This is a genomic window from Rhizobium sp. P1_B8, assembly GCF_056406515.1.
Genome location: NZ_JBFTZZ010000019.1, coordinates 26,921 through 43,488, shown reverse-complemented (window position 1 = coordinate 43,488; position 16,568 = coordinate 26,921). Strand labels below are relative to the sequence as shown.

Below are 16,568 nucleotides of genomic sequence, written 5' to 3'. Positions count from 1 at the left end.
GGATTGATGACGCCGAGCCTCGTAATCGAAAATGCCAGGACCGAAGCCGGCGCGATCGTCTCGCTCATTCTGGCAAATGACCGGATCGCCGCGATCGGTCCGAATGCGGCGTCCGGCATCGACCCCGCGGTGCCGCGGTTTGATGCTGCCGGCGGCCTGCTTTGCCATCCTTTCGTTGACGGTCATATTCATCTCGACAAGACCCTGATCGGACTGCCTTTCATCCCGCATATCCCCGGCGATACCGTCGCCAAGCGCATCGAGGCGGAAAAATCCCTGCGGCGCACGGTGTCTTTATCGGTCGAAGCCCGCGGCGGCGCCCTGCTGGAGAAGCTCGCAGCCTATGGAACGCTCTCCGTGCGCAGCCACGTCGATATCGATACCGAAGTTGGCCTGAAGGGTCTGGAGGCCGTGCTCTCGCTGAAGCAGAGCCATGGTCATCTCGTCGATATCCAGACCGTTGCGTTCCCGCAATCCGGCGTGCTCCGCGATCCCGGCACCGCAGGGCTGCTCGATGCGGCGATCGCCGCCGGCGCCGATCTCGTCGGTGGCCTCGATCCTGCCGGCATCGATAACGACGTGACCGGCCATCTCGATGCGATCTTCGCCGTCGCCGGCAAATACGGCGTCGGGCTTGATATCCATCTACATGACGGCGGCGCGCTCGGCGCTTTCGAGCTGCGCCAGATCGCCGACCGCACGGTAGCGCTCGGTCTCGAAGGAAAAGTGGTCGTCAGCCACGCCTTCTGCCTCGGCGAGTTGGGGGATGCCGATTTCGGCCGCACCGCCGCAGTACTCGCCAGGTCGGGCGTAGCGATCATGACCAGCGCCCCAGGACCCGTGCCCATGCCGCCAGTCAAGCGGCTTGCCGCCGCCGGCGTCCGGTGCTTCTGTGCCAACGACAATATCCGCGACGCTTGGTCGCCCTTCGGCAATGGCGATATGCTGGAGCGTGTCGGCATTCTCTGCGATCGCCAGGATCTTCGTTCGGATGAGGATCTGGCAGCGGCCTTCCGCCTGGCAACCCAGGCGCCGGCCGAGATCCTCGGCCGCCCCGTCGGCTCACTCCAGGCCGGCTCGCCCGCCGATTTTAACATCTTGCCTGCCGCGTCGCTGGCAGAGGCCGTCGCTGCCCGTCCTCTCGATCGTACCGTCTTCCGCGGGGGCGCCATCATCGCCCGTGGCGGCCGGCTGATCGTCTGATTTTTTCCGTCAATGCAGTGCGCATGGGAGAACCACCGATGAAGGGTCGTCTCTGGATTCAATCACCGCTCGCCATCATGGCCGAGGGCGCTGGGGGCGGCATCGTCGTCGAGAACGGCCGTATCGTTGAACTGGTCACGGCTGGACGGCAGCCCGCAGACTCCGTCGATGCGCGCTTCGACGCCGGCCGGCACGTCGTCATTCCGGGTCTCATCAACGCCCATCATCATATGTTCCAGACCCTGACGCGCGCCCATCCGGCTGCGATCAACAAGTCGCTGTGGCCATGGATCCGCACGCTCTATCCGATCTGGGCAAAACACATGACGCCCGAAGCCTTCCGTCTTGCCGTCCGTCTCGCATTGACCGAGCTCCTGCTTTCCGGCTGCACCACCACCTCCGACCACCACTATCTCTACTCCGCCGGCCTCGAAGACGCGATGGATGTCGAGGCCGAGGAGGCAGCTCGCCTCGGCATGCGCATCACGCTGACGCGAGGCAGTCTCAACATCAAAGACCAGCAGGGTGTCATTTCGCCCGCCAATGTCGTGCAGGACGACGACGTGATCCTCGCCGACAGCGAGCGTGTGCTTCGGTGTTATCACGACCGCTTCGAAGGGGCGATGGTGCAGGTGGCGCTGGCACCCTGCGCGCCCTTCGACGTCACGCTGGAGCTGATGCGCGAAATAGCAGCACTGGCTGAACGCTATGATTGCCGGCTCCACACCCATCTGGTCGAGACCAGGACGGAAGCAGAATATTGCCGCAGCAAATTTGCTTGCACGCCGGTGGAATATCTCGACCGTTGCAACTGGCTGAATGCCCGCACCTGGCTTGCTCACGGCATCCATTTCGATGATGCCGAGATCGCCGAGCTTGGCCGGCACGGCGTCGGCATCTGTCATTGCCCGACCTCGAACATGGTGCTTGCTTCTGGTATGTGCCGCACATGCGAGCTGGAAGCAGCAGGCGCGCCGGTCGGTCTCGGCGTCGACGGTTCGGCCTCCAACGACAATTCCAACCTGATGGAAAGCGTGCGCCATGCACTGATGCTGAACCGCCTCAGCTACGGCGCTGAAGCCGTCACCCATATCGACGCGCTTCGCTGGGGAACCGCTGGCTCGGCAAAGCTGCTTGGCCGCGACGATATCGGCAGCATCACGCTGGGCCGTCAGGCGGATCTGGCCTTTTACAGGCTCGACGAATTGCGTTTCTCTGGTGCCGGCGATCCGCTGGCCGCCCTGGTGCTCTGCGGCGCCACCACGGCCGACCGTGTCATGATCGCAGGCGAATGGCGCGTCGCCGACGGAATGCCTGCGGGTGTCGACATCGAGGCGCTGATGGCCGATCACAATCGCGTCGCCCGCAATTTTCTTCTGTCAGTCTGAGGAGGCTCCATGGCGATCGACTTTGTCATCCGCAACGCCCGACTGGCAGGCTTGACTGAACCGACCGACATCGCCTTCGAGGCGGGCCGCATCGCGGCGATCGCGCCTGGTTTCGTCTGCGATGCCCCGCATTATGATGCCGGGGAAAAATTTGCCTGTGCAGGTCTCATCGAAACCCATATCCACCTCGACAAGGCCGGGATCATCAGTCGCTGCAATCTCTGCACCGGGACACTCGCGGAAGCCATCAGCGAAACCTCCCGGGCCAAGGCGGCCTTCACCGAGGAAGACGTCTATGCCCGTGCTGCCGCGGTCGTCGAAAAGGCGATCCTCAACGGCACCATCCGCCTGCGCACCTTCGTCGAGATCGACCCACGCGCCGGGTTCCGCTCCTTCGAGGCGATCAGGCGTCTGAAGGCGGATTATGCCAGCCTCGTCGACATCGAAATCTGCGCCTTTGCCCAGGAGGGCCTGACGAACGATCCCGATACGGAAGAGATGCTGGAACAAGCGTTGAAGGCGGGCGCCGATCTGGTGGGAGGCTGCCCCTACACCGATCCCGAGCCGACCGAACACATCCGTCGCATCTTTGACATCGCCATGCGCCATGACGTCGCCGTTGATTTCCACCTCGATTTCGATCTCGACCCCGCAGGCTCTGATCTTCCGACCATTATCGTCGAGACCGTCGCGCGCCGATACCAGGGGCGCGTCTCGGTCGGCCACGTCACCAAGCTCTCGGCCCTGCCGTTGGAAGAGCTGGAGCCGATCGGCCGCCGTCTCGCCGAGAGCGGCATCGCGCTGACCGTCCTGCCGGCCACCGATCTCTTCTTGACCGGCCGCAATTCGACCTTTCTCATCCCTCGCGGCGTGACACCCGCTCATCGCCTGGCAGCACTCGGTGTCGTGACGACCATCTCCACCAATAATGTCCTCAATCCGTTCACGCCCTTCGGCGACGTCAACCTGATGCGCATGGCCAATCTCTACGCGAACATTGCCCAGATCGGCACCACCGATGGCCTCGACGGCGTCTTCGCCATGATCACGGCGCAGGCAGCCACCCTCCTGGGAATAAAGGGCTACGGCATTGCGATCGGTAGCGGGGCAGATGTCGTCCTCTTCGACGCTCCGTCGGCTGCTGATGCCGTTGCGACCATCGCGCCCGCGCTCATCGGTTGGAAAAATGGCCGCCGGAGCTTCCTGCGACCGCGCCCTCGGCTTTTCGTGCACGAAGGCTAATTTCGTCGCCGGTCGGCCGCGTGGCGTGGCTTTCAGACGATTGTAGATATAAGTGAGATTGCGGTCAGTGATCGAGAGGGAAGATGGGACGAAGAGGTTTCGGACGGCGGAGAAGATCAACACAAAATGTTGCAATGAGCCAACCGACCATAAGCCCTGTCGCGTTCGCTGCCGTTTTCTGAACGGCAGGTGAGAATTCTCCGCCCGGTTGTTCAAGCCTTTATGCGAGCGGTGTTCCACGTTCGGCATGAGCTGGCGTTTAGCCGCCCCGTTGGAGCGCAATTTGTCGGTGATCACACGCTTTGGCGGCGTGGCTTGCTTGTTCAGAAGTCGCGTCAGCAGGCACTTGGCCGCCTTGGTGTAACTTCGCGTCTGGACGATCTCATCGAGCGCATATCCGTCCTGATCAACCGCTCTCCACAACCAGCCTTTCTGACCGTTGATGCGCACAGGACTTCAATCGAACTGCCAAACGTTGCCGCAAAAGGGTTGCCGCAAAAGTCGCAGTTCCATAATGTTGATTATGCCATATTTACATGTAAAACAGGTATATTATGCATAATCAACTTCTAGAAGAGAAGTGACTTGCCGCCTGGTCGACATGGATGAATCCCACAAGATCCTCCGCCCGAGCACGGCGCCTTCCCGGATCTTCAGTGCCCGGCCCGGGCGTAACTCAGATGTGCAGGGCGCTTCCCAAAGCTTTCAGCGCCGCCTCCATCACCGCTTCGCTGCGGGTCGGATGTGCGTGGATGGTACCGGCGATGTCTTCCAGGCGCGCACCCATCTCGATGGCCAGCGCAAAAGCTGCCGAGAGCTCGGAGACCCCGGCCCCCACCGCCTGCAGGCCGAGCACGAGATTGGTGTCGGCGCGGGCCACGACGCGCACGAAGCCCTCTTCGGATAGCATCGTCATCGCCCGCCCGTTGGCGCTGAACGGAAACTGGCCGGTGCGAATCTCATAACCTTGCGCCTTCGCGTCCGCCGGCGACAGGCCGGCGCTGACGATCTCCGGATCGGTGAAGCAGATGGCGGGGATGCATCGCTTGTCCCAGGCCCGCTTCTTCCCGGCAATGATTTCCGCCACCATCTCCCCTTGCGCCATGGCCCGATGGGCAAGCATCGGCTCGCCGGTCACATCGCCGATCGCATAGATGCCGCGCATCGACGTGCGGCAGCGGTCGTCGATCCTCAAATAAGGGCCGGCACGATCAAGATCGAGCTCTTCGAGACCGGATCCTGCGGTTCTTGGGCGGCGGCCGACGGTGACGAGGATGCGGTCCGCCGGCAGGGACTGTTGGCGGCCATCGGCCGTTTCGACGATCAACGCCTCGCCATCGTCGGCAAGGCCGATCGCCTTGGCACCTGTCAACACCCGGATACCGCCTTCGGTCAGCTTGCGCATGACGGGCCGCACCAGCTCGGCATCATATTGCGGTAGCACCTGTGGCGTCGCCTCGACGATCGTCACATCAGACCCCATCTTGGAAAAAGCCGTCCCGAGCTCCAGTCCGATGTAACCGCCGCCGACCACGACGAGCTTTTTCGGCAGCTCCGTCAGCGACAGCGCCTCTGTCGAGGAAATGATGCGGCCGCCGAAAGGCAGGTTCGCAAGCTCCACCGGATCCGAACCGGTGGCGATCACCACCGTCTCGGCGCGGATGATCTGTTGGCCTATTTCCGTCTCCACCTCCACCGTCTTGCCGTCGCGGAAGTGGGCGCGGCCGTGGACGATCTTGACTCGTGCCTTCTGCAGCAGCCCCGAAACACCACCTGTGAGCCGGCCGACGATCCCGTCCTTCCAGGCAATCGTCCTGCCGAGATCGATCGAGGCGCCCTCGACGCGGATGCCCATCGGGTTCTTGCCGGCAAGCATCCTTTGCGTCGCATCGAATTCCTCCGCCGCATAGATCAACGCCTTGGAGGGAATGCAGCCGACCGTCAGGCAGGTGCCGCCCGGTTTGCCGGCCTCGACGATAACAGTATCGATGCCGAGCTGCCCGGCGCGAATGGCGCAGACATAACCGCCCGGACCGGCGCCGATGACGAGGAGCTTGCAGACGATCTCTTTCATGGATCTCAGCTTTCGATAAAAATGAGCGCCGGCGTTTCGAGCAGCGTGCGGATGCGCTGCACGAAGTTTGCCGCATCCCAGCCGTCGATGATGCGATGATCGAAGCTGGAGGAGAGGTTCATCATCTTGCGCGGCACGAACTGCGTGCCGTCCCAGACCGGTCGTGTGGCGATCTTGTTGACGCCGACGATCGCCACTTCGGGATGATTGATGATCGGTGTCGAGACGATGCCGCCGAGCGCGCCGAGCGAGCTGATGGTGATGGTGGAGCCGGAAAGTTCATCGCGTGTCGCGGTGCCGGATCGCGCCGCTTCCGCCAGCCGGTTCATCTCGGCGGCGCAATCCCAGATGCCGCGGGCTTCCGCGTGCCGGACCACCGGCACGGTCAGACCGGCCGGCGTCTGCGTGGCGATGCCGATGTGTACGGCACCATAGCGCGTGATGATGCCGGCATCGTCGTCGAAAGTGGCGTTGACGTCAGGCTGCTCGGAAATGGCCTTGACCAGCGCCCGCATCAGGAAGGGCAGAACCGTCAGCTTCGGATGATCTGGCCTGCGATCGCCGTTCATCGTGGCGCGCAACTCCTCGAGCGCGGACATATCCACTTCCTCCACATAGGTAATGTGGGGGATGCGCGAGGCGGAAAGCACCATCTTCTCGGCGATGCGGCGGCGCAGGCCGGTCAGCTTGATCTCCTCGGTCGCCGTCTTCTTGGCAAAACCGTTCTTGACCGCAGCAGGAGCGGTTCCCGGAGTCAGGAATTGCTCGATATCCTCGCGCAGGATACGCCCCGCCGGTCCTGTCCCCTGCACCTGCCTGAGATCGACACCGCTTTCCCTGGCGAAGAGCCGCACCGAGGGAGCGGCAAGCGGCTTTTCCGCCGGCGTCGCCGCCGGCACTGGTACCGCCGCAGGCGCTGGCGCTGCCGGAGCAGGTCTTGCCATCTCGGCTCTGGGCGTTTCGGCAGTCGGCGTCTGCGAGATCCCAATGGGCTGCGCCTCGCCGACATCTCCCGCCGTCTCGATCCGCACCAGCGGGGCCTTGACCGCGATGCGGTCTCCGACCTCGCCGGCAAGCCATATGACGATGCCATTGACGGGAGACGGAATTTCCACCGTGGCCTTGTCGGTCATGACGGCGGCGATCACCATGTCCTCGCGGACGGGATCTCCTGTCCTCACGTGCCACTCCACAATCTCGGCCTCGGCGACCCCCTCCCCGACATCGGGCATCTTGATGATGAATTCGCCCACGGCTCAAGCCTCCATGACTTCGGCAAGCGCCCGCCCGACACGGCCGGGACCGGGGAAATAGTCCCACTCCTGCGCATGCGGATAGGGCGTGTCCCAGCCGGCAACGCGCACGACCGGCGCTTCGAGATGATAGAAGCAATGCTCCTGCACCAGCGCCGCGACTTCGGCGCCGAAGCCGGACGTCAGGGTTGCCTCATGCACGACGACACAGCGACCCGTCTTCGAGACTGAGTTGACGATCGTGTCGAGATCGAGCGGCAGCAGGCTTCTAAGATCGATCACCTCGGCATCGATGCCGGCATCCTCGGCTGCGGCAAGCGCCACATGCACCATGGTGCCGTAGGCAACCACGGTCACCGCCGATCCCACGCGCCGCACCTCGGCCTTGCCGATCGGGATGGTGTAGTGGCCGTCAGGCACCTCTCCGAGGTCGTGTTTCGACCAGGGCGTCACCGGCCGCTCGTGATGGCCGTCGAAAGGGCCGTTATAGAGCCGCTTCGGCTCCAGGAACATGACAGGATCGGGATCCTCGATCGCCGCGATCAGCAGGCCTTTGGCGTCATAGGGATTGGACGGCACGATCACCTTCAGCCCGCAGACATGGGTAAAAAGCGCCTCCGGACTCTGGCTGTGCGTCTGGCCGCCGAAGATTCCGCCGCCGGTCGGCATGCGCACCACGATCGGGCAGGTGAAATCGCCGTTGGACCGGTAGCGGATGCGCGCCGCCTCCTGCGTCAGCTGGTCATAGGCCGGATACATGTAATCGGCGAACTGGATTTCGACACAGGGCTTCAGCCCGTAGGCGGCCATGCCGATCGCCGTGCCGACGATTCCGGATTCGCTGATCGGCGTATCGAAGCAGCGCGTTCTGCCGTATTTTGCCTGCAGGCCCTGCGTGCTGCGAAAGACGCCGCCGAAATAGCCGACATCCTCGCCGAAAACGACGACATTGTCGTCCTTCGCCATTGAGACGTCCATGGCGCTGCGCACGGCCTCGATCATCGTCATTCTGGACATGTCAGTACCCCGCCTTCTGCCGCTGGCGGCGGATATGCGGCGGCATCTCGGCATAGACGCCCTCGAAAATGTCGCGCACCGAAGGCCTGCCGCCGGCATGCAGCGTGCCATGCGCCTCTGCCTGGCGCTGCGCCTCGATTACCTCGTCCATGATTTCGGCTTCGGCCTGCACATGCCGCTCCTCCGACCATGCACCCTTGACGATCAGATGTTTCTTCAGCCGCAGCACGGGATCGCCGAGCGGCCAGGCCTCCGATTCCGTCTTGGGCCGATAGGCGCTCGGATCGTCGGAGGTCGAATGGGCGCCGACGCGATAGGTCACATATTCGATCAGCGTCGGGCCGAGATTGCGCCGCGCGCGATCCGCCGCCCAGCGGGCGACGGCATGGACGGCGAGATAGTCGTTTCCGTCGACACGCAGCGCCGGAATGCCGAAGCCAAGGCCGCGGGCAGCGAAGGTGCCGGAGCCGCCGCGGGCGATGCCCTGAAAAGTGGAGATCGCCCATTGATTGTTGACGATGTTGAGAATGACCGGCGCCTTGTAGGTCGAGGCGAAAACGAGCGCCGAGTGGAAATCCGATTCCGCCGTCGATCCGTCGCCGATCCAGGCCGCGGCAATGCGGCTGTCATTCTTGATCGCCGAGGCCATCGCCCAGCCGACGGCCTGCACATATTGGGTGGCGAGATTGCCCGAGATGGTGAAGAAGCCATGTTCCTTGGAGGAATACATGATCGGCAATTGCCGGCCGCGCAGGGGATCGCTCTCGTTCGAGTAGATCTGGTTCATCATCTCGACCATCGGATAGTCGTCGGCAATCAGCAGGCCTGCCTGGCGATAGGTCGGAAAATTCATGTCTCCCTTCTCGAGCGCCTTGCGAAAGGCGCAGCTGACGGCCTCTTCGCCGAGATGCTGCATATAGAAGGAGGTCTTGCCCTGCCGCTGCGCCATCAGCATGCGGGCGTCGAAGGCGCGCAGCTTCATCATGTTGCGAAGCCCGGTCAGCAACTCCTCATTGGAGAGCGACCCTGCCCAGGGACCGACCGCCTCGCCTTCGCGGTTCAAAACACGGATGATGGAATAGGCGAGGTCGCGGATATCTTCGGATGCGACATCCACCTCCGGCCGCGGCACCGAACCGGCCTTGGCAATCTTGACGTTGGAAAAATCGGGCTGACCGCCGGGGCGAACGGCGGGTTCGGGAACATGTAGGCTCAACCGAGCGGAATCCACCATGCTTTTTCTCTCCTCCCTTTGCCGGCCGTGCTCCTCTCCTCCAGAAGCAGGGGCCGGATGTGGTTCTTATAGATTGCGGGCGATCACCATGCGCTGCACGTCGCTCGTTCCTTCATAGATCTGGCAGATACGCACATCGCGGTAGATGCGCTCGACCGGATAGTCGGCCATGTAGCCATAACCTCCATGGATCTGGATCGCGTCGGAGCAGACGCGCTCGGCCATCTCGGAGGCAAAGAGCTTCGCCATCGAGGCTTCCGACAGGCAGGGCAGCCCGGCCTCCCTGAGCGAGGCGGCATGAAGTACAAGCTGCCGCGCCGCCTCGATCCGCACCGCCATATCGGCAAGGCGGAAGGCAACGGCCTGATGCTCGACGATCGGCTTGCCGAAGGCCGTGCGCTCTTTGGCATAGTCGCGCGCGGCCTCGAAGGCCGCCCGCGCCATGCCGACAGCCTGCGCCGCGATGCCGATCCGTCCCCCCTCGAGATTGGCGAGTGCGATGCGATAGCCCTCGCCTTCCGCGCCAAGCCTGAGTTCTGCCGGAATGCGCATGCTGTTGAAGGCGATCTGGCAGGTATCGGAGGAATGCAGTCCAAGTTTTTCCTCGACGCGGATCACCTCGTAGCCCGGCGTATCCGTCGGCACGATGAAGGCCGTGATGCCCTTCTTGCCGACATCGGGATCGGTAACGGCAAAGACGATAATGACATCGCCGTTCTTGCCCGAGGTGATGAATTGCTTGGAGCCGTCGATCACGTAGTGGTCGCCGTCACGCCGCGCCCGCGTCTTCAGGTTCGAGGCATCGGAACCGGCCTGCGGCTCGGTCAGCGCAAAGCCGCCAATCCATTCGCCGCTTGCCAGTTTCGGCAGGAAGCGCTGCCGCTGCTCCTCGGTACCGAATTTCAGGATCGGCACACAGCCGACGGAGCTATGCACGCTCATGATCGTCGAACACGTCCCGTCGCCCGCAGCAATCTCCTCCAGCGCCGCGGCATAGGCAACCACACCGGTATCAGATCCCCCATAGGCTTCCGGCACCAGCATGCCGAGCAGCCCGAGTTCGCCCATCTCCTTCAATTCCTCGCGTGGGAAGAGATGCTCCCGGTCGCGTTTGGCCGCCCCCGGCGCCAGCCGGTCGCGGGCAAAGTCGCGGGCGAGATCTGAGATCTGCTGCTGGAGGTCGGAAAGGATCATCTGTTCTCTCCCTTTCCTATTGCCGTTCGATGGCAACGGCGGTCGCCTCGCCGCCGCCGATGCAGAGCGCGGCCATGCCGCGCTTCAGGTCGTATCGCTCCAGCGCTGCAAGCAGCGTCACCAGAATCCGGGCTCCCGAGGCGCCGATCGGATGGCCGAGCGCGCAGGCGCCGCCATGCACATTCACCTTTTCATGCGGCAGGTTGAGATCGCGCATCGCCGCCATGGCGACGACGGCAAAAGCCTCGTTGATTTCGAACAGATCGACCTCCGACAACGGCAAGCCGGTGCGATCGGACAGCTTCTGCAACGCGCCGATCGGCGCCGTGGCGAAAAGATTGGGCGCCTGCGAATGAGTGGCATGGCCAAGGATGGTGGCAAGCGGCTTGAGGCCGCGATGCTCCGCCTCGGAGCGGCGCATCAGCACCAGGGCTGCCGCGCCATCGGAGATCGAGCTGGAATTGGCGGCGGTCACCGTGCCGCCCTCGCGGAAGGCGGGTTTCAGCGTCGGGATCTTGTCGAGCTTCGCCTTGCCGGGCTGTTCGTCGCGGCTCGCCACCTGCTCGGCTTTGCCTGATTTTACCGTGACCGGCACAATCTCGCTTTCGAAACAGCCTTCGGCAATCGCCTTCTGCGCCCGCGTCAGCGAGGCGATGGCGTAGTTGTCCTGCGCCTCGCGCGTGAACTGATAGGCCTCGGCGCAATCCTCCGCGAAGCTGCCCATCAAGCGCCCCTTGTCATAAGCATCCTCCAGCCCGTCGAGGAACATGTGATCCACGACACGCCCATGGCCGAGCCTGTAGCCGCCACGGGCCTTGTCAAGGAGATAGGGCGCATTCGTCATGCTTTCCATGCCACCTGCAATCGCCACTGAGGCGCTGCCGGTGGCAATCAGGTCATGCGCCATCATCACCGCCTTCATGCCTGAGCCGCACATCTTGTTGACGGTGCTCGCCGCAGTCGCGAAGGGCAGACCGGCATGGATCGCCGCCTGGCGCGCCGGCGCCTGCCCCTGCCCGGCCGGCAGGACACAACCGAAGACGACCTCCTCGATCGCCTCGGCCGCGATGCGGCTCCGCTGCAGCGCCGCGCGGATCGCCGTTGCTCCGAGTTCCGGCGCTGTCGCCTCCTTCAGCTCTCCCTGAAAGCTGCCGATCGGGGTGCGCGCCGCACCGACGATGACGATGGGATCCTGCAATGTCATGTTTCCTCCTCTGGGCAACGCGCTCACCGCGCGCCCATCCGCAATGCGCCGTCGAGGCGGATGACCTCGCCGTTCAGCATGTTGTTTTCCAAGATATGGCGTACCAGCCCGGCAAATTCCGCCGGCCGACCGAGCCGCGGTGGAAAGGGCACGCTCTTGCCGAGTGCTGCCTGAACCTCGGCCGGCATATCAGCCATCATCGGTGTCTCGAAGATGCCGGGTGCGATCGACACGACGCGAATGCCGTGACGGGCAAGCTCGCGGGCGATCGGCAAGGTCATCGCCGCCACCCCGCCCTTGGAGGCGGCGTAAGCTGCCTGGCCGATCTGGCCGTCGAAGGCGGCAACCGAGGCCGTATTGACGATGACGCCGCGTTCGCCTTCCGCATCCGGCTCGGTAGTCTGGATCGCCGCCGCTGCCAGCCGGATCATGTTGAATGTGCCAATGAGATTGATGCTCACCGTGCGGGCAAAACTCTCCAGCCGGTGCGGCCCGTCGCGGCCGATCACCTTTTCGGCCGGAGCGACGCCCGCGCAATTCACCAATCCGCGCAAGCCGCCGAAGGCTTCGATGGCAGCGGCAACCGCCCCCGCCCCTTCCTCTCCATCGGTCACGTCGGCCTTGACGAAACGGGCGTCACTTCCGAATTCCCGGACGATTTCCTGTCCGGCTTCCGCGTTGAGATCGGCGATCGTCACCCGTCCGCCCGCCTCCACAAGCATGCGCACTGTTGCCGCGCCGAGGCCGGAGCCGCCGCCGGTCACGATGAAACTTGCACCTCGGATCAGCATGGACCTGTTCCTCCTGCCGGCCACGCCTCCTCCAGGCTCAGCCGAATGACAGGATTCTATTCCGTCGACCTATTGCAAGCGATGACAGAACTGCTCCATTATTTCGGACAGTTTTGCCATAGAGGGCACGATGGCCGAAATCGAGCGACGCATGATTGCACCGGCCTTTGTCGAGGAGGCCCTCGACAGCCTGCGGCGGCTGGATAAGCCGACAGAGCCTATTCTTGCGCGTGTGGGACTGCCGCCGCTGGTCGATCAACCGGTGTCGGCCGAAACATATGGCGCGCTCTGGCTGGCAATCGCCGCCGAGCTCGACGACGAATTCTTCGGTATGGGTGGCCGACCGATGCGCGGCGGCAGCTTCACGCTGCTCTGCCATTGCGTGCTGCATGCGCCAACGCTAGGCCACGCCCTGCGCCGGGCGCTGCGTTTCCTCGATGTCGTGCTCGACGATCCCAGGGGACGGCTCGTCATCCGCGACGGCCTGGCCGAGGTCGAGCTCACGGATGCCGGCGACCCGCGTTCAGCCTTCGCCTATCGCACCTATTGGATCATCCTGCACGGCATCACCTGCTGGCTGGTCGGTCGGCGCATTCCGATCCGGCTCGTCGATTTCCGCTGCGCGGAGCCCAAACAAGGCGCCGACTATCGGCTCTTCTTCGGCGCGCCAGTGCGTTTCTCGCAAACCATCAGCCGGCTCGGCTTCGACAGCGCCTTGCTCGACCTGCCGGTGGCGCGCAGCGAACAGGCGCTCAAACAGTTCCTGCGCAGCGCGCCCGCCAATATTCTGGTGCGCTATCGCTATGATGCCGGTATCGCCGCCGCCGTCCGCCGGCGCCTGAATCTGGCCACGCCGGCTGCCTGGTCGCGCTTTACCGAGCTTGCCGCCGATATGCGAATGCCGCCCTCCACGCTCCGCCACCGTCTGCACGACGAGGGACAAAGCTATGCCGCCATCAAGGACGACATCCGCCGGGATCTCGCCGTCGAACTGCTGCTGAACACGTCGATGTCCATCGGTGAGATTGCCGTGCAGCTCGGCTATTCCGAGCCGAGCGCCTTCTTCCGGGCCTTCCGGAAATGGATGGGCAAGAGCCCCGAGGTCTTTCGCCGGGAGGAAGCTCTCTCGCAATTGGATGAGCCATTGCAATCAAGGACACTTTGACCCGGCCGCAACCCGCGCTACATATTTCAGCGGGAGGAGTGCCATGTTTGATTTTTCGCTCGGCGAAACCGCGGACGCGATCCGTGAAACGACGGCGCGGTTTGCCGCCGATCATATTGCTCCGCTGGCTGCGGAGATCGACGAAAGCAACACATTTCCACGCCAGCTTTGGCCTGAGATGGGCGCGCTCGGCCTGCATGGAATCACCGTCGAAGAAGAATTCGGCGGCGCCGGTCTTGGTTATCTCGATCATGTCGTCGCCATGGAAGAGGTTTCGCGCGCCTCGGCCTCCGTGGGGCTCAGTTACGGCGCCCATTCCAATCTCTGCGTCAACCAGATCCGCCGCTGGGCCTCGCCGGAACAAAAGCGCCGCCACCTGCCGAAGCTGATCTCCGGCGAACATGTCGGTTCGCTCGCCATGTCGGAGGTCGGCGCCGGTTCCGATGTCGTCTCCATGCGCTTGCGTGCCGAGAAAAAGGGCGACCGCTATATTCTGAACGGCACCAAGTTCTGGATCACCAACGCGCCGCATGCCGATGTGCTTGTTGTCTATGCCAAGACCGATCCCGCAGCCGGCCCGAAAGGCATTTCCGCCTTCATCATCGAAAAGGGCCTGCCCGGTTTCAGCGTCTCCAAGAAGCTCWCCAAGCTCGGCATGCGCGGCAGCGACACGGCCGAACTGGTCTTCGAGGATTGCGCGGTGCCGGCCGAGGCGCTGATGGGCCGGGAGGGAGAAGGCGTGAAGATCCTGATGTCCGGCCTCGATTACGAGCGCGCCGTGCTTGCCGCCGGACCGCTCGGCATCATGCAGGCCTGCCTCGACGTCGTGCTGCCCTATGTGCGCGATCGCAAACAGTTCGGTAAAGCGATCGGCGATTTCCAGCTGATGCAGGGCAAGATCGCCGATATGTATGTGGCGCTGAATTCGGCGCGCGCCTATGTCTATTCCGTCGCTCGCGCCTGCGATGCCGGCCGCGCGACGCGCACGGATGCAGCTGCTGCGATCCTCTTTGCCAGCGAGAATGCTGTGAAGGTCTCGCTGGAAGCGATCCAGGCGCTCGGCGGCGCCGGCTATACCAAGGAATGGCCGGTCGAACGCTTTTTGCGCGACGCCAAGCTTTACGATATCGGCGCCGGTACCAACGAGATCCGCCGCTATCTGATCGGCCGGGAGCTCATCGCATCATGACGGTGATTACGACTGCGATCGACCGCGACAGCGACAGCTTCAAGGCCAATGCCAGCAAGAACAAGACGCTTATCGACGAACTCTACGACCGTTCGGCGAAAGCGCGCGAGGGTGGATCGCAGACAGCACGCGCGCGCCACACCGGCAAGGGCAAGCTGCTGCCGCGCGACCGCATCCAGCTTTTGCTCGATGCCGGCAGCCCGTTCCTGGAGATCGGCGCGCTGGTGGCCAACGGCATGTATGATGACGAGGCGCCGGGCGCCGGTATCATCACCGGCATCGGCCGCGTTTCCGGCCGCGAGGTAATGATCGTCGCCAATGATGCGACGGTGAAGGGCGGCGCCTATTACCCCCTGACGGTGAAGAAACATCTGCGGGCCCAGGAGATCGCCATGCAGAACCGGTTGCCCTGCCTCTATCTGGTCGATAGCGGCGGTGCCAATCTTCCGCATCAGGCCGAAGTCTTTCCCGACCGCGACCATTTCGGCGCGATCTTCTACAACCAGGCCCAGATGTCGGCCGAAGGCATTCCGCAGATCGCCTGCGTCTTGGGAAGCTGCACCGCCGGCGGCGCCTATGTGCCCGCCATGTCCGACGAAACGGTCATCGTGCGCAATCAGGGCACGATCTTCCTGGCCGGCCCGCCGCTGGTGAAGGCCGCGACCGGCGAGATCATCTCGGCCGAAGAGCTTGGCGGCGCCGAAACCCATGGCCGCCGCTCCGGCGTCGTCGATCATGTCGCCGAGAATGATGAACATGCACTGCTGCTCGTTCGCGATATCGCAGCCACCTTCAACAGTGTGAAATCAGTCGATATCGACCTCAAGCAGCCACAGCCGCCGAAACTCGATGCCGAGGATCTCTGCGGCATCGTCCCGGATGATGTGCGCTCGCCCTATGATGTGCGCGAGGTCATCGGCCGGATCGTCGATGGCTCGGAACTGCATGAATTCAAGTCGCTCTACGGCACCACGCTGGTCTGCGGCTTTGCCCGCATCTGGGGCATGCCCGTCGCCGTCATCGCCAATAATGGCGTGCTGTTTTCCGAAAGCGCGCTGAAGGGCGCCCACTTCATCGAGCTCGCCTGCCAGCGCCGCATACCCTTGCTGTTTCTGCAGAATATTTCCGGCTTCATGGTCGGCGGCCGCTATGAGGCCGGCGGCATCGCCAAGGATGGGGCCAAGCTGGTGACGGCGGTCGCGACATCAACTGTTCCGAAAGTGACCGTTATCATCGGCGGCAGCTTCGGCGCCGGCAATTACGGCATGTGCGGCCGCGCCTATCGCCCCCGTTTCCTCTTCACTTGGCCGAACAGCCGCATCAGTGTGATGGGCGGCGAACAGGCGGCCTCCGTGCTTGCCACCATACGCCGAGACTCCATGGAGGCGCGCGGTGAGAATTGGCCTATTGAAGAGGAGCAAGCCTTCAAGGCGCCGATCCGCGCCGGCTACGAGGCCGAGGGAAATCCCTATTATGCCACCGCCCGCCTCTGGGACGACGGCATCATCGATCCACGCCAGACGCGGGATGTGCTGGGCCTTGCCTTTTCCGCCTGCCTGAATGCGCCGATCCCGAAAGGGCCGCGCTTCGGCCTGTTCAGGATGTGAGGCGCCG

13 protein-coding genes and 1 pseudogene are annotated in these 16,568 nt (G+C 63.5%); 6 read left to right on the top strand and 8 right to left on the bottom strand.

Annotated elements, in window-relative coordinates:
• Nucleotides 1-6: 6 nt before the first annotated feature.
• Genes AC1D2N_RS22465 through AC1D2N_RS22455 form a run of 3 tightly spaced genes read left to right on the top strand, consistent with a single transcriptional unit; the run spans nt 7 to nt 3,833 of the window.
• On the top strand, nt 7-1,203 hold the full coding sequence (locus tag AC1D2N_RS22465; protein ID WP_130654019.1) for an amidohydrolase: 1,197 nt from the start codon (nt 7-9) through the stop codon (nt 1,201-1,203).
• A 38-nt stretch (nt 1,204-1,241) separates the two neighbouring features.
• Nucleotides 1,242-2,591 carry an 8-oxoguanine deaminase gene (locus AC1D2N_RS22460; protein ID WP_130654020.1) on the top strand — a complete coding sequence of 450 codons (1,350 nt, stop codon included), beginning with the start codon at nt 1,242-1,244 and terminating at the stop codon, nt 2,589-2,591.
• A 9-nt stretch (nt 2,592-2,600) separates the two neighbouring features.
• Nucleotides 2,601-3,833: an amidohydrolase family protein gene (locus AC1D2N_RS22455; protein ID WP_130654021.1), complete on the top strand. Its 1,233-nt coding sequence runs from the start codon at nt 2,601-2,603 to the stop codon at nt 3,831-3,833.
• A gap of 84 nt (nt 3,834-3,917) precedes the next feature.
• On the opposite strand, the pseudogene AC1D2N_RS22450 reads toward AC1D2N_RS22455, so the two are convergent.
• The 8 genes and pseudogenes from AC1D2N_RS22450 to AC1D2N_RS22415 all read right to left on the bottom strand — a co-directional run.
• Nucleotides 3,918-4,283: pseudogene (locus tag AC1D2N_RS22450) on the bottom strand (IS6 family transposase); the annotation flags it as partial.
• A gap of 226 nt (nt 4,284-4,509) precedes the next feature.
• The gene (lpdA, locus tag AC1D2N_RS22445; RefSeq protein WP_130654022.1) at nt 4,510-5,907 is read right to left on the bottom strand and encodes a dihydrolipoyl dehydrogenase; all 1,398 of its coding nucleotides are present in this window, start codon (nt 5,905-5,907) and stop codon (nt 4,510-4,512) included.
• A gap of 5 nt (nt 5,908-5,912) precedes the next feature.
• Nucleotides 5,913-7,160 carry a dihydrolipoamide acetyltransferase family protein gene (locus AC1D2N_RS22440; RefSeq protein ID WP_130654023.1) on the bottom strand — a complete coding sequence of 416 codons (1,248 nt, stop codon included), beginning with the start codon at nt 7,158-7,160 and terminating at the stop codon, nt 5,913-5,915.
• Nucleotides 7,161-7,163: 3 nt separating this feature from the next.
• Nucleotides 7,164-8,177 carry an alpha-ketoacid dehydrogenase subunit beta gene (locus AC1D2N_RS22435; RefSeq protein ID WP_065277330.1) on the bottom strand — a complete coding sequence of 338 codons (1,014 nt, stop codon included), beginning with the start codon at nt 8,175-8,177 and terminating at the stop codon, nt 7,164-7,166.
• 1 nt (nt 8,178) lies between these two features.
• Nucleotides 8,179-9,411 carry a 3-methyl-2-oxobutanoate dehydrogenase (2-methylpropanoyl-transferring) subunit alpha gene (locus AC1D2N_RS22430; RefSeq protein ID WP_018246763.1) on the bottom strand — a complete coding sequence of 411 codons (1,233 nt, stop codon included), beginning with the start codon at nt 9,409-9,411 and terminating at the stop codon, nt 8,179-8,181.
• Nucleotides 9,412-9,477: 66 nt separating this feature from the next.
• On the bottom strand, nt 9,478-10,605 hold the full coding sequence (locus tag AC1D2N_RS22425; protein WP_130654024.1) for an acyl-CoA dehydrogenase family protein: 1,128 nt from the start codon (nt 10,603-10,605) through the stop codon (nt 9,478-9,480).
• Between the two features lie 16 nt (nt 10,606-10,621).
• On the bottom strand, nt 10,622-11,809 hold the full coding sequence (locus AC1D2N_RS22420) for an acetyl-CoA C-acyltransferase (protein WP_130654025.1): 1,188 nt from the start codon (nt 11,807-11,809) through the stop codon (nt 10,622-10,624).
• Between the two features lie 23 nt (nt 11,810-11,832).
• Nucleotides 11,833-12,600, bottom strand: a complete 768-nt coding sequence (locus AC1D2N_RS22415) for a 3-hydroxyacyl-CoA dehydrogenase (protein ID WP_028732357.1) — start codon at nt 12,598-12,600, stop codon at nt 11,833-11,835.
• Between the two features lie 130 nt (nt 12,601-12,730).
• On the opposite strand from AC1D2N_RS22415, the gene AC1D2N_RS22410 reads away from it, so the two are divergent.
• From AC1D2N_RS22410 to AC1D2N_RS22400, 3 genes are read left to right on the top strand one after another with little or no spacing between them, the layout of a single operon-like run.
• Nucleotides 12,731-13,765 carry an AraC family transcriptional regulator gene (locus tag AC1D2N_RS22410; protein ID WP_130654026.1) on the top strand — a complete coding sequence of 345 codons (1,035 nt, stop codon included), beginning with the start codon at nt 12,731-12,733 and terminating at the stop codon, nt 13,763-13,765.
• 43 nt (nt 13,766-13,808) lie between these two features.
• Nucleotides 13,809-14,954, top strand: coding sequence for an isovaleryl-CoA dehydrogenase (locus AC1D2N_RS22405; protein WP_477982026.1), 1,146 nt, complete (start codon nt 13,809-13,811; stop codon nt 14,952-14,954).
• On the top strand, nt 14,951-16,561 hold the full coding sequence (locus AC1D2N_RS22400) for a carboxyl transferase domain-containing protein (protein ID WP_130654027.1): 1,611 nt from the start codon (nt 14,951-14,953) through the stop codon (nt 16,559-16,561). Before AC1D2N_RS22405 ends, AC1D2N_RS22400 begins: the two co-directional genes overlap by 4 nt.
• Nucleotides 16,562-16,568 lie beyond the last annotated feature (7 nt).